Annotated in this window: 20 protein-coding genes; all 20 read right to left on the reverse strand. The window is 66.5% G+C overall.

Annotated features, from left to right (window positions below; all coding sequences use genetic code 11):
• Position 1: 1 nt before the first annotated feature.
• Positions 2 to 991, reverse strand: coding sequence for a GDP-mannose 4,6-dehydratase (locus tag ACOGXI_RS06210; protein ID WP_419938016.1), 990 nt, complete (start codon positions 989 to 991; stop codon positions 2 to 4).
• Between the two features lie 12 nt (positions 992 to 1,003).
• Positions 1,004 to 1,981, reverse strand: coding sequence for a porphobilinogen synthase (gene hemB / locus ACOGXI_RS06215; protein ID WP_419938017.1), 978 nt, complete (start codon positions 1,979 to 1,981; stop codon positions 1,004 to 1,006).
• Positions 1,974 to 2,783: a uroporphyrinogen-III synthase gene (locus tag ACOGXI_RS06220; protein WP_419938018.1), complete on the reverse strand. Its 810-nt coding sequence runs from the start codon at positions 2,781 to 2,783 to the stop codon at positions 1,974 to 1,976. The genes hemB and ACOGXI_RS06220 overlap by 8 nt, the downstream gene beginning before the upstream one ends.
• An 85-nt stretch (positions 2,784 to 2,868) precedes the next feature.
• The gene (gene rpmB / locus ACOGXI_RS06225) at positions 2,869 to 3,060 is read right to left on the reverse strand and encodes a 50S ribosomal protein L28 (protein ID WP_419938019.1); all 192 of its coding nucleotides are present in this window, start codon (positions 3,058 to 3,060) and stop codon (positions 2,869 to 2,871) included.
• A gap of 19 nt (positions 3,061 to 3,079) precedes the next feature.
• The gene (locus ACOGXI_RS06230; RefSeq protein ID WP_419938020.1) at positions 3,080 to 3,583 is read right to left on the reverse strand and encodes a hypothetical protein; all 504 of its coding nucleotides are present in this window, start codon (positions 3,581 to 3,583) and stop codon (positions 3,080 to 3,082) included.
• 18 nt (positions 3,584 to 3,601) lie between these two features.
• A complete protein-coding gene (gene rplQ / locus ACOGXI_RS06235) occupies positions 3,602 to 3,964 on the reverse strand; it encodes a 50S ribosomal protein L17 (RefSeq protein ID WP_310756615.1) in 363 nt (120 codons plus the stop codon).
• A complete protein-coding gene (locus ACOGXI_RS06240; RefSeq protein ID WP_419938021.1) occupies positions 3,954 to 5,057 on the reverse strand; it encodes a DNA-directed RNA polymerase subunit alpha in 1,104 nt (367 codons plus the stop codon). The genes rplQ and ACOGXI_RS06240 overlap by 11 nt, the downstream gene beginning before the upstream one ends.
• Before the next feature lie 76 nt (positions 5,058 to 5,133).
• Positions 5,134 to 5,766 (reverse strand): 30S ribosomal protein S4, encoded by a 633-nt coding sequence (gene rpsD, locus ACOGXI_RS06245; protein ID WP_419938022.1) that lies wholly within the window; start codon positions 5,764 to 5,766, stop codon positions 5,134 to 5,136.
• Positions 5,767 to 6,147 (reverse strand): 30S ribosomal protein S11, encoded by a 381-nt coding sequence (gene rpsK / locus ACOGXI_RS06250; protein ID WP_310756609.1) that lies wholly within the window; start codon positions 6,145 to 6,147, stop codon positions 5,767 to 5,769.
• Between the two features lie 41 nt (positions 6,148 to 6,188).
• A complete protein-coding gene (gene rpsM, locus ACOGXI_RS06255) occupies positions 6,189 to 6,569 on the reverse strand; it encodes a 30S ribosomal protein S13 (protein WP_310756607.1) in 381 nt (126 codons plus the stop codon).
• A gap of 10 nt (positions 6,570 to 6,579) precedes the next feature.
• Positions 6,580 to 6,696, reverse strand: a complete 117-nt coding sequence (rpmJ, locus tag ACOGXI_RS06260) for a 50S ribosomal protein L36 (protein WP_310756605.1) — start codon at positions 6,694 to 6,696, stop codon at positions 6,580 to 6,582.
• A 98-nt stretch (positions 6,697 to 6,794) separates the two neighbouring features.
• Positions 6,795 to 7,013, reverse strand: coding sequence for a translation initiation factor IF-1 (infA, locus tag ACOGXI_RS06265; RefSeq protein WP_310756603.1), 219 nt, complete (start codon positions 7,011 to 7,013; stop codon positions 6,795 to 6,797).
• A gap of 1 nt (position 7,014) precedes the next feature.
• On the reverse strand, positions 7,015 to 7,797 hold the full coding sequence (map, locus tag ACOGXI_RS06270; RefSeq protein ID WP_419938023.1) for a type I methionyl aminopeptidase: 783 nt from the start codon (positions 7,795 to 7,797) through the stop codon (positions 7,015 to 7,017).
• Positions 7,794 to 8,456, reverse strand: a complete 663-nt coding sequence (locus ACOGXI_RS06275) for an adenylate kinase (protein WP_419938024.1) — start codon at positions 8,454 to 8,456, stop codon at positions 7,794 to 7,796. The genes map and ACOGXI_RS06275 overlap by 4 nt, the downstream gene beginning before the upstream one ends.
• Positions 8,456 to 9,814, reverse strand: a complete 1,359-nt coding sequence (gene secY / locus ACOGXI_RS06280) for a preprotein translocase subunit SecY (RefSeq protein WP_419938025.1) — start codon at positions 9,812 to 9,814, stop codon at positions 8,456 to 8,458. Before secY ends, ACOGXI_RS06275 begins: the two co-directional genes overlap by 1 nt.
• A 3-nt stretch (positions 9,815 to 9,817) precedes the next feature.
• Positions 9,818 to 10,258: a 50S ribosomal protein L15 gene (rplO, locus tag ACOGXI_RS06285; protein ID WP_419940164.1), complete on the reverse strand. Its 441-nt coding sequence runs from the start codon at positions 10,256 to 10,258 to the stop codon at positions 9,818 to 9,820.
• Positions 10,259 to 10,268: 10 nt separating this feature from the next.
• Entirely contained in the window at positions 10,269 to 10,490 is a 222-nt protein-coding gene (gene rpmD / locus ACOGXI_RS06290) for a 50S ribosomal protein L30 (protein ID WP_419938026.1), read from the reverse strand.
• Complete coding sequence (gene rpsE / locus ACOGXI_RS06295) at positions 10,456 to 10,980, reverse strand: 30S ribosomal protein S5 (protein ID WP_419938027.1); 525 nt, start codon at positions 10,978 to 10,980, stop codon at positions 10,456 to 10,458. Before rpsE ends, rpmD begins: the two co-directional genes overlap by 35 nt.
• A 12-nt stretch (positions 10,981 to 10,992) precedes the next feature.
• Positions 10,993 to 11,370 carry a 50S ribosomal protein L18 gene (gene rplR / locus ACOGXI_RS06300; RefSeq protein ID WP_419938028.1) on the reverse strand — a complete coding sequence of 126 codons (378 nt, stop codon included), beginning with the start codon at positions 11,368 to 11,370 and terminating at the stop codon, positions 10,993 to 10,995.
• 26 nt (positions 11,371 to 11,396) lie between these two features.
• Complete coding sequence (gene rplF, locus ACOGXI_RS06305) at positions 11,397 to 11,939, reverse strand: 50S ribosomal protein L6 (RefSeq protein ID WP_419938029.1); 543 nt, start codon at positions 11,937 to 11,939, stop codon at positions 11,397 to 11,399.
• Positions 11,940 to 11,963 lie beyond the last annotated feature (24 nt).

Here is an 11,963-nt window from a genome sequence, read left to right on the forward strand (position 1 = left end):
TTCAGGGGGCCGTGTCGCCGCTCGACCGACGGGCGGCTCCGGAACTCGCGACCCAGTCCAGGGTGGCGTGCGCGCAGGCCCGCAGGTCGCGTTCCGCGCGCCACCCGGTTGCGGCCCGCAGCCGCGCGGGATCACCGACCACGGCCGCCGGTTCTCCGCTCCGGACCAGGGCCGGATCGCGCACGATCTCGGGCTCGATCTCCGCCCTCTCGAGGACCCACTCGAGCAGGCGGCGGATCTTCGTTGCAATCCCGGAGCACACGTTGTACGCCATGTGGGGCGTCCCGTCGAGGTCGGCGATGTCCGCGAGCGCCCGCACCCCGTCGCGTACGTCCGTGAAGTCGCGCTCCACGTCCAGATTGCCGACGGCGAGCCGAGGCTCCGCCATTCCCCGCCGAATCGCGAGGGCGCGACGGCAGAAGCTCGGGAGCACGAACACGGGACGCTGTCCAGGACCGACGAGCGGAAAGAGCCGCGCGACGACCACACGGACGCCGAGTGCCGTGCCGACTCCGCGGGCGACAACGTCCTGGGCGGCCTTGGTGGCGCCGTACACGCTCGTCGGCCGAAGCGGCGTACGCTCTTGCATCGGCCCGCCACCGCCGCCGCCGTACGAGTCCGCGGAACCCGCCACGACCACTGTGTGCACGGCCGCGGGGGCCCGCGCAACCGCCTCGACGAGGTTCAGCGTGCCCGCGCCGTTCACCGCGAGAGCGTCCCGGGACCGCTTGCCGGCCTCGGCTCCCGACGAGAAGCCGGCCAGGTGGAAGATTCGGCGCGGACGGGCGGCGTTCACGGCCGAAGCGACGGCGTCGGCGTCTCGCACATCGAGCCGCGTCCAGGCGGCCGCCGCGCGACCGGCCGGCGAAAGAGTCCCGCCGGAGGGGGCTTCCCCCAGCATCGTCGCCGTCACCTCGTAACCCCGGTCCAGCAGATGCTCGACCAGGTGCTGTCCGATGAACCCGTCGCCGCCCGTCACAAGGACCCTCACCGACGGCACCCGCTAGAGCACACGCGCGAGGCGCCGCGCGGCATAGGTCACGATGAGGTCCGCCCCCGCGCGCCGGATGGCGCGGATCGCTTCCAGGCTGGCCGCTTCCGGGTCGAGCCAGCCTCGCGCGCCCGCAGCCTCGATCATCGCGTATTCCCCGCTCACCTGATACGCGGCGGTGGGCATCCGGAACTCATCCTTGACTCGTCGGAGGATGTCGAGATTCGGCAGCGCCGGTTTCACCATGACCAGGTCCGCCCCCTCGGCGATGTCGAAACCGACCTCGCGGATCGCCTCATCCGCGTTCCGCACGTCCATCTGATACCCGCGCCGATCCCCGAAGGCGGGGGCGGAGTCCGCCGCGTCACGGAAAGGGCCGTAGAAAGCGCTCGCGTACTTGACAGCATAGGACAGAATGGCCACGTCCCCGAGGTTGGCTTCGTCGAGCAAGGCGCGAATCACGCCGACCCGACCATCCATCATGTCCGAGGGGGCGACGATGTCCGCCCCTGCGGCCGCGTGACTCACGGCCTGGGCGGCGAGCCGCTCGAGCGTCGGATCGTTCACGACACGACCGCCGTCGAGGATGCCGCAGTGGCCGTGATCCGTGTATTCGCACAGGCAGACATCCGTGATCAGGACCAGATCGGGAAGCGCGCCGCGAAGCGCCCGCAGCGAGCGCTGGATCACGCCGTCCGGCTGGTCCGCTCGCGAGCCCCGTGCATCCTTGCTTGCAGGCAGGCCGAACAGGAGAACGGCCCGTATCCCTTCCTCGAAGGCGGCGCCCGCTTCTTCGACGGCCGCCTCGACACTCAAGCGGTCGATCCCCGGCATCGAAGGGATCCGCTGTCGCGGCGGTCCCCGGTCATCGATGAACATGGGGTAGACCAGATCGGAAGCCTCGAGCCGAGTCTCCCGTACGAGTTCGCGCAGGGAGGCCGTACGACGCAGGCGGCGTGGCCGGGAGGCGGGGAACGATGCGTCAGGCATGGCCGTGAGTCGCGGCGAAACGGCCGGGGCGGGCGGCGGATGCCACCAGAGCGTCCACGAGCCCGGGCATCGAGTGCATGGCCGCCACGACATGCACGGGCAGACCAAGTTCGGCGAGCGTCGATGCAGTCACGGGACTGATGGCGGCCACGAGAGCGCCGCCGGTCTGCGCACCGACGAGTTGCACGAAGGCACGGGCGGCGGACGAGGCCGTGAAGGTCAGCCAGTCTCCGCGACCCAGTTCGATGAACTCCCGGAGAACGTCTCGCACGTCGGGGTTGACCTCCACCGCGTAGGCCGGGGCGACATCGACCCGCGCTCCGGCGGCGACCAGTCGTTCCCGCAGCACGGGACGCGCTCGCTCGGCCTGCACGAGCAGGACCCGCGCGTCTGGACGGCTCTCCGGCCCGGTCGCCGCCACGATCTCATCCGCGAGCGCTTCGCCCCGATAGATCGGCGGCACGAGGCACTCCGCCACGCCGAGGGCGCGTAGCGCGTCCGCGGTCGCCGGCCCCACGGCGGCGAACCGGCCCGTCGCCAGCGCGCACATCGAGTCCGCCTCCGACACGGCGTCTCCCAGACGCCGGACGGCGTTCACGCTGGTCGGCACGATCCAGTCGTATTCGGCCAGCCGCGCGGCCGCCCGCGCCAGCGCCTCCGGGTCGGCTGCGGGCACCAGCCGGATCGTCGGCGCCGTCGTTACGGTCGCCCCCGCGGCCTCCAGGAGAGTGCGGAAGCCTTCGGTCTGCCCGGCGGGCCGCGTGACCAGTACATGCTGGCCCGCGAGCGGGGGGGAGGTCACCGGACCACCGATGCGAGACGACCGGCCGCGGGAACCCCCGCGTCCGGTCGCCGGTCAGCGGTCGAAACGTCGCCGCGAGGCGTCGTCAGGACGCCTTGACGACTTTTCCCGCCTTGATGCACCGCGTGCAGACGCGCACACGCCGACGACCCGAACCCTCCACGATCCTCACCCGCTGGAGGTTCGGCATGAAGCGCCGCTTGCGCTTGTTATTCGCGTTGCTGACGTGGTTCCCGACGCCGGGTCCCTTGCCGCAGACGTAACAGAAATTCGCCATGACTCCCTCTGTATTCCGCTCAGTGAACGAACACGGAGTCGGCAAGAAGGAAGGTCGGGGACGATGGGATCAGTTCGCCCATGGACTCCATTACCGCTCCGGATTCGATCCACACGCCTGCGATCGAATCGTTGAATGTGTAGATCTGCCCCCGCACGAAGACACTGTCGCCTCCGTAGATCGTCGTCTCGGCCATCCGGAGGATCTGGATCGGGTCGGACTGAAGCAGCACCGGATAGGCGATGTCGTCCGCAAGCTGAAGAGCGAATGCGCCCTCCCCCAGCCCCGTCGCGACGCGGATTCCCGCGATCAAGACGCGGCGACTGACGGCTGCCGCCGGATCGGAAAGCAGGTCGGAGGCGTCCAGATCCCGAGCCGCCTCGATCTCGGCGGCGTCGGCGTCGGCGCGTGCCTGTTCGATATCGCGCGACTGGAGGTTCAGCCAATACATGAACCCTCCGATGGCCGCCAGCGCGACGATGCTGAGGATGACGCCGAGCCCACCTTCACCCTTGTTGGACATGTCTCTTCTCCCGGTTCCTCACGCCTCGCGATCGGTGAATTCGATGAGCGCCAACTCCGCTCCGTCACCCTTCCGCGCGCCCAACTTCAGAATCCTCGTGTATCCGCCCGGTCGATGTTCGAAACGCGGGCCGATCTTCTCGAAGAGTTTCCGCAGTGCGGCGCGGTCCGCGATCTGCCGACCGGCCAGTTGCCTGCTGTGCAGATCGCCTCTCTTCGCCAAAGTGATGAGCTTTTCGGCGAACGGCCGCAACTCCTTCGCCTTCGCCTCGGTCGTACGGATCCGCTCGTGCAGGATGAGACTCGTCGCCATGTTTCGCAGCATCGCCTTCCGATGGCTGCGCGTCCGACTGAGTTCCCGCCCCTTCTTTCTATGCCTCATCGTCGCTCTGAACTCCGTTTCCCGCCAGATCATCCTGCAGGTAGAGGTTCCCGTCTTCATCCCGCAGGAACGACATGCCGAACCGGAGTCCGTGCCGGCCGAGGACCTCCGCAAGCTCCTCGAGAGACTTCTCTCCGAAATTCTCCAACTTCAGGATATCGTCCCGCGATCGCGTGACGACATCGCCCAGCGTCGACACGCCCTGCTTTTCCAGCGTATTCCTCGAGCGGGCCGAGACCTCGCTGAAATCCTCGAGCGAGCGTTCGAGCAACTCGACAAGTTCCGCATCGACGGGCTCGCTTGCGCGGTCCTCCTGGACCGGCTCGACGGCCTCCGGCAGCGTGGGCACGGTCCCCATCTGACTGAAATACGACAGGTGCAGCCGGACGATCTCCGCCGCCTGCGAAACCGCCTCCGCCGGCTTGAGGGCTCCGTTCGTCTCGACGTCCACCTCGAGCCGGTCGAAGTCCGTGCGCTGGCCGACCCGGGTCTCCCTTACATTGAAATTCGCGCGGGTCACGGGGTTGTAAACGGCGTCTATCCGGATCGTCCCGACCGGAAACTCACGCTTGGTTTCGGTCTCTTCGGGAGGCGCATGGTGCTCCGCCATGACGAAGCCGCGACCGCGATTCACCCACAGGTCGAAGGTGAGAGGACGCTTCTCCGGCAGATCCTCCTGCAGCGTGAACAGCACGAGGTCCGGGTTCACCACTCGAACCGACGCATGCTCCACGATCTGCTCCGCCGTTACCGGACCGGCCTTGTGCGCCGTGAGCGAGAGCTTCGCTTCCGCTTCGTCCTCATCCATCACCAGAACCAGACGCTTCAGGTTCTGAATGATCTGATGTACGTCCTCCGCGACCCCATCGACCGTCTGGTGTTCATGCTGAACGCCGTCCGCCCGGAAGGCCCAAACCGCCGCTCCGGGAAGCGACGACAACATGATCCGCCGGATCGAGTTGCCGATCGTGTGTCCGAACCCGCGCTCCAGCGGCTGCAGGAGGAACGATGCGCGCGACCCATTGGGGGATCGCCTCTGCTCCTCCATCGCTTCCGGCAGCACGAGACCGGCCAGATCTACCAACACCGTCATATGCGCTTCACTCCCTGTTTTTTGCTCAGCGACTTCGCCGGCCGGACACGGGGCATGCCCCCCCGGCCGCGCGGGCCTACTTGCTGTAGAGTTCGACGATTAACTGTTCTTCGACGGCGAGCGGAATGTCGGATCGGGAGGGGCGCTCGATCATGCGTCCGCTCGCCGCGTCGTAGTCGACGCCCAGCCACGACAGTTGATCGCGCGACCGGCGATCCTCGATCGCCTCGATCACAACCGGCAACTTCCGCGCTCTCGGCGCCACCGACACCTCCGCACCGGGTCCCACGGAATAGCTCGGCACGTCGACCATCGCCCCTTCGACCCGAACGTGGCGGTGCCGAATGAGCTGCCGCGCCGCCTTGCGAGAAGGCGCGAAGCCGAGACGGTAGACGATGTTGTCGAGTCGGCTCTCGAGCGCGACGAGCAGGTTTTCGCCCGTGACGCCCGGGACGCGGGAAGCCTTCTTGAAGAGAGAGCGGAACTGCTTTTCCGCGAGTCCGTAGATCCGCTTCACCTTCTGCTTTTCCCGCAACTGCACGGCGTACTCCGACTGGCGCCGACGACGACGACCGCCGCCATGCTGCCCGGGGGGGAACGCGCGACGCTCGATCGCGCATTTCTCCGTGAAGCAACGCTTCCCCTTGAGGAAAAGCTTCTCTCCCTCACGCCGGCACAGCCGACAAACGGGTCCCGTATAGCGAGCCATCTATACCCTCCGCTTCTTCGGCGGACGGCATCCGTTGTGCGGAATCGGCGTCACGTCCTTGATTGAACGGATCGCGAGACCGGCCGCCTGCAGCGCCTGAATCGCCGACTCACGTCCCGACCCGGGGCCCTGCACTTCCACATGGACTCGCCGCATCCCCATGCCGGCCGCCTCGCGTCCCACCGTCTCGGCCGCGATGGTGGCGGCAAAGGGCGTGGACTTCTTGGAGCCCTTGAACCCCGCCTTTCCGGCACTGGCCCAGGCGACGGTGTCCCCGGTCAGGGTCGTGATCGTGATGATCGTATTGTTGAAGGTCGCCTTGATGTGGGCGACGCCCTCGGCATCGACCTGGCGCTTCTTTTTTCTTACCCGCTTTGCCATTCCCTGCGCGTCCTCCGTTTGGACCGACGTGGTTGCCGCACCTACTTCCTGGGTGCCTTCTTCTTACCGGCCACGGCGCGCCGCGGCCCCTTTCGGGTACGGGCGTTCGTGTGTGTTCGCTGGCCGCGCACGGGCAGATTCCGCCGGTGCCGCATCCCGCGATAGCATCCGATGTCCATCAGACGCTTCACGTTCATCGAGGTCTCGGTACGCAGCGAACCCTCGACCTTGTAGTGGTTCTCGATGACTCGCCGCAGCTTGTTGACGTCGTCATCGGACAACTGATAGACGCGAACATCCGCATCCACGCCCGTTTCGGCCAGGATGTTGCGCGCCGTCGAGTGGCCGATTCCGTAGATATACGTGAGGCCCACCTCGATCCGCTTGTTCCGCGGAAGATCGACTCCGGCTATACGTGCCATGTATTTCTGCCTATCCCTGCCGCTGCTTGTGCTTCGGATCTCGACTGCAGATCACCCGGACGACACCGCGCCTGCGGATGACCTTGCAATGCTCGCAAATTCGCCTGACACTCGAACGAACCTTCATGCTTCCGTCCTCTGGTGGCGGTTCGATGGCAACCCTTCAAAATACCAGCCCGAACCGATCCGAACAAACTCCATCGCCGTAACCGGAACTTCCCCGGCTCACTTGTACCGGTACGTGATCCGCCCTCTCGTCAAATCGTAGGGCGACAACTCGACCGCGACCCGGTCTCCCGGCAGGATCCGTATGTAGTTCATGCGAATCTTGCCGGAGACGTGGCAGACGATCTGATGCCCGTTCTCCAACTCCACGCGAAACATCGCGTTGGGAAGCGCCTCGGCGACCTCCCCCGTCATCTGGATCGGTTCTTCCTTCGCCACCTCAGGCCTCCCCTGCTGCTCGCGCCGGACTCGCGACGCGCGTCAACACGCGCGGGCCTTCCGGCGTCACCGCAACCGTGTGCTCGAAATGCGCCGAGAGGCGTCCGTCCCCCGTCACCACCGTCCATTCATCGTCGAGTGTGCGGATCTCCGGCCCGCCCGCGTTGACCATCGGCTCGATGGCGATGACGAGCCCCGGCTGCATCCGGAACCCGCGGTTGCGCACCCCAAAGTTCGGAACCTGCGGTTCCTCGTGGGGGGATTCTCCCACGCCATGCCCGACAAGCTCCCTGATCACACTGAAGCCCTCGGCTTCGACGTGCGTCTGTATCGCCCAGCCCAGGTCGCCGAGCTGGGCTCCGGGACGCGCCGCCTCGATACCCACGTCGAGCGCCGTTCGGGTCACACCCAGGAGACGCTCCGTAGCCGGCGCCACCTCTCCCACGGGAATCGTGACGGCCGCGTCCGCGAACAGACCCTCGAGCCTGACGCCGACATCGACGCTCACGATGTCGCCCGACTGCAATTCACGCCGGAACGACGGTATGCCATGGACAACCTCATCGTTGATGCTCGTGCACAGCGTGGCCGGAAACCCGTACAGCCCCTTGAAGGCGGGCGTCGCGCCCGGGTTGTCGCGAATCAGCGCCTCCGCGATGTCGTCCAGCTCCCCGGTGCTCCGACCGGGGATGGCCTGCTCCGCCGCCATCTCGAGGACCTCCGCCACGATCGCCCCCGCAGCGGCGATGGCGTCGATCTGGGCGGACGATTTCAGCCGGATCAACCGGCCATCTCCGCTACGCGCAACGTCTCGAAGAGACGATCCCGCACGGCCTCCAGCGTTCCCGTGCCGTCCACCGCGGTCAGTCCTGTCGCGGACCGGGCGTAGTAGGCGAGCAGAGGTTCGGTCTGGGCGCGATAGACCGCGAGCCGATTGCGAACGGTCTCGGCGCGGTCGTCCGAGCGCTGCACGAGGGCGGCTCCGCAATCCGGACAGGCGGCATCCTCTCCCACGGCGCGCACATGAGTCACGAGGCCGCACGATCCGCACACCCGCCGCCCGGAAATGCGGTCGACGAGTTCTTCCTCCGGCGCCTCGAGGGAAAGCACCGCGTCCAGTTCGATGTCCCGGTCGGCCAGCAGCTCGCCGAGCCCATCGGCCTGAGGGATCGTGCGCGGAAATCCGTCGAGCACGAACCCCCCGCTTGCCTCCGAACCGTCGAACGCCTCCGCGATGAGTCCCAGCACGACCTCGTCCGGCACGAGTTCGCCCGCTTCGTAGTAGACGCGAACCCTTTCGCCGAGCGGGGTTCCGGCGTGAAGCGCGGCGCGGATCATGTCGCCGGTGGAAAGGCGCGGAACGCCAAAGCGTTCGGCGAGAAACTCGCCCTGAGTGCCCTTTCCGACGCCGGGAGGACCCATGATGATCAGCCGGACGCCCATCACATGTAGCGCTGTCTGCCGCGATACTTGACGCGACCCTTCTTCATGAATCCCTCGTACTGGCGCAGCAGGAGATGCTGTTGCAGTTGCTGCATCGTATCGAGCGCGACGCCCACCACGATGAGCAGCGAAGTGCCGCCGAAGAAGAAGGTCTGAAGATCGAAGATCGAGAAGATCAGGTAGGGCAGAACGGCGATCAGCGCCAGGTATACCGAGCCGGGCAGCGTGATCCGCGTGAGCACGTGATCGATATAGTCCGCCGTCTTCGCGCCGGGCTTGACGCCCGGGATGAACCCGCCCTGGCGCTTCAGATTCTCCGCCAGATCCGCCGGGTTGAAGATGATGGACGTGTAGAAGTAAGTGAAGTAGATGATGAGAACGACGTACAGCACGTAGTACCACGCCGTCCCCACCTGGAGCGCCTGGCTCATCTCGTAGATGAAACGCCGGGCTCCGGAGCTGCCCGGTCCCGGATTGCCCATGAACGCGGCCAGGGTTCCCGGAATGATGATGATCGACTGGGCGAAAATGATCGGCATCACGCCGGCGGAGTTGATCCGCAGGGGGATGAACGACCGTTGCCCTTCCCGGATCCGGCCCCTGCCCACGACCTTTCGCGGAATCTGCACCGGAATCTTGCGCTGGGCCATCGTCAGAGCGACGACCGCGGCCATGACGGCGACGAGAGTCGCCGCGAGGGCGGCGAGCTTGATGATCGAGATGCCGCCGGCCTGGTAGAGTTCGAAGGTGTTGAGCACCGCTCCCGGGAAGCCCTGCAGAATCGAGAAGAAGATGAGCAGGGACATACCGTTGCCGACGCCGCGCTCGGTGATTTGCTCCCCGAGCCACATGACGAACACGCCCCCGGTCGTGAGCATCAGCACGGTGAGCAGGCGAAAACCGAGACCGGGATCGAGCACCGCACCCGGCTGAGCCTCGAGGAAAAGCGCGTAGGTGTAGGACTGCCCGATACACAGCACCACGGTCGTGTACCGCGTCCACTGCGTGAGCTTGCGGCGGCCTTCCTCCCCTTCCTTCTGCAGCTTTTCGATCGCCGGCATCACGGCGGCGAGGAGCTGGAAGAGAATGCTTGCCGAGATGTAGGGCATGATGCCGAGGGCGAACACGGTCGCGCGCTGCAGGCCGCCCCCCACGAAGAGGTCGTAGATGCCGAAGATCGTGCCCTGGAACTGTCCGGCGAGCGCCTGCAGGGCGACGACGTTCACACCCGGCGTCGTGATGTGGGAGCCGAGCCGATACAGGGCGAGACAGAGCAGAGTGAAGAGAATCTTCGCCTTAAGCTCCGGCACCTTGAAGATGTTCGCCGCGGCAGCCGCCGCGTTCTGGCCGTTCGCCATGCCTTACTCGATCACCTTTGCGGTGCCGCCGGCCGCCTCGATCTTCTCACGGGCGGAGGCACTGAAGGCATGCGCGCGCACGTCGACCGCCCGCCCGACCTCCCCGCGCCCGAGGATCTTCACAGGACGATCCGTTCCGCGGATAACGCCGCTCGCCCGCAGCGCTCGAGGATCGATCCCGCTTCCCTCCACGCGGTCCAGTTCCGAGAGATTGACGATGTGCCACTCGGTCCGCCGGTGCGGCTTGAACCCCCGCTTGGGCGTGCGCCGGTAGAGCGGCATCTGGCCGCCCTCGAACCACGCCGGAATCGACGCGCCACTCCGCGACTTCTGGCCCTTGTGGCCGCGTCCCGACGTCTTGCCCAGGCCGGATCCGTGACCGCGGCCGCGACGTTTTGCGGAGGACTTCGAACCGCGGGGCGGAGAGAGATTGTCGAGCCCGATCCGCTCGCGTTCAGCCATCTTGTCCGACCTCCTCGACTTCGACGAGATGCGCCACCGCGTGGATCATCCCGCGGATCGCGCGATTGTCCGGCTGCACCACCTGGTCCTGGTGGTGCTTGAGGCCGAGAGCACGCAGCGTGTCCCGCTGCTTGCGCTGCGCCCCGAGCCCGCTTTTCACCTGACGAATCCTTAACCGCTCACCCACGCATGGCCTCCCGGATCGTGGCAACATCCACTCCGCGTTCGGCCGCAACCTGCTCCGGCGTGACCAGATCCTGCAGTCCGCTCATCGTCGCACGAACGATGTTGAGAGGATTGTTGGTGCCGAGGCTCTTCGTGAGGATGTCCTGCACGCCGGCGCACTCGAGTACCGCGCGAACCGGACCGCCGGCGATCACGCCGGTTCCCGGACCGGCAGGCTTGAGCAGGACCCTGCCCGCGCCATGGCGCCCGAGAATCTCGTGGGGGATGGTCCCGTTCACGATCGGCACGACGACCATGGCCTGACGCGCCTGCTCGAATCCCTTGCGTATCGCTTCGGCGACTTCGTTCGCCTTGCCGAGGGCCATACCCACACGGCCCTGCCCGTCACCGACCGCAACGAGCGCGGTGAACGAAAAGCGGCGGCCGCCTTTTACGACCTTCGAGACGCGATTGATGAAGATGACATTCTCCTTGAAGTTGTCACCGTCGTCGCGCCGTTTTCTTCCCCCTCTTGCCATGAAGCCCTCTCGTTAGAAGCGGAGACCGCCGTCGCGGGCGCCTTCGGCAAACGCCTGAACGCGGCCGTGGTAGGGATACCCGCCGCGGTCGAACACGATCTCGCCCACATCGGCCGCGACGGCCTTTTCCGCAAGTGTCCTGCCTGCAAGATACGCGTCGGCGACCTTGCCGGAGCGCTCTCCCGCGTCGCCGTCCGGGCCGGCCAGCGTCGAGACGCCGAGCAGCGTAACGCCACGATCGTCGTCCACCAGTTGGCCCTCGAGATGCCGCAGGCTTCGGAACACGACGAGGCGCGGCCGTCCGGCCGTTCCCCGGATCTTCTTCTTGATCCGGGCGTGTCGACGCGTCCGCAGTCGATGCCTCTGTTTTGTCCGACCCCTGATGTCCATCGTCTTCCCTCTGGTTTGGTCGCAGATCAGGCTGTGGCCGTGGCCTTGCCGGCCTTGCGGCGCACATACTCGCCCACGTAGCGAATGCCCTTCCCCTTGTACGGTTCGGGCGGACGGATCGCGCGGATCTCCGCCGCCATCTGCCCGACCTTCTCCTTGTCGTTCCCCGCCACCTTGATCAGCGTCGGCGTCTCGACGCTCAACGCGATGCCCTCGGGCGGTTCAACGGTGACCGTATGGCTGTATCCGACGCTGAACACGACGACGACGCCCTTCTGTTCCGCCCGGTAGCCGACGCCGTGGATCTCCAGGCGCTTCTCGTACCCCTGCGACACGCCCGTGACCATGTTGGCGATCAGGGATCGCGTGAGCCCATGCAGAGCCCGGTGCCGCGCCTCATCCGAGGGGCGCTTCACGGACACCACACCGTCGGACTGCGTGATCTCCATATCGGAGTCGAACGATCGCTCGAGCGCACCCCGCGGGCCCCTCACCTTCACGTGCGCGCCATCGATCCTCACCTCGACGCCGTCCGGCACGGGGATGGGCAGCTTTCCGATTCTCGACACGCTGTCTACTCCCTCGCGGAAGCA

The sequence above is a fragment of the Candidatus Palauibacter sp. genome, from assembly GCF_965208055.1.
GTDB lineage: Bacteria > Gemmatimonadota > Gemmatimonadetes > Palauibacterales > Palauibacteraceae > Palauibacter.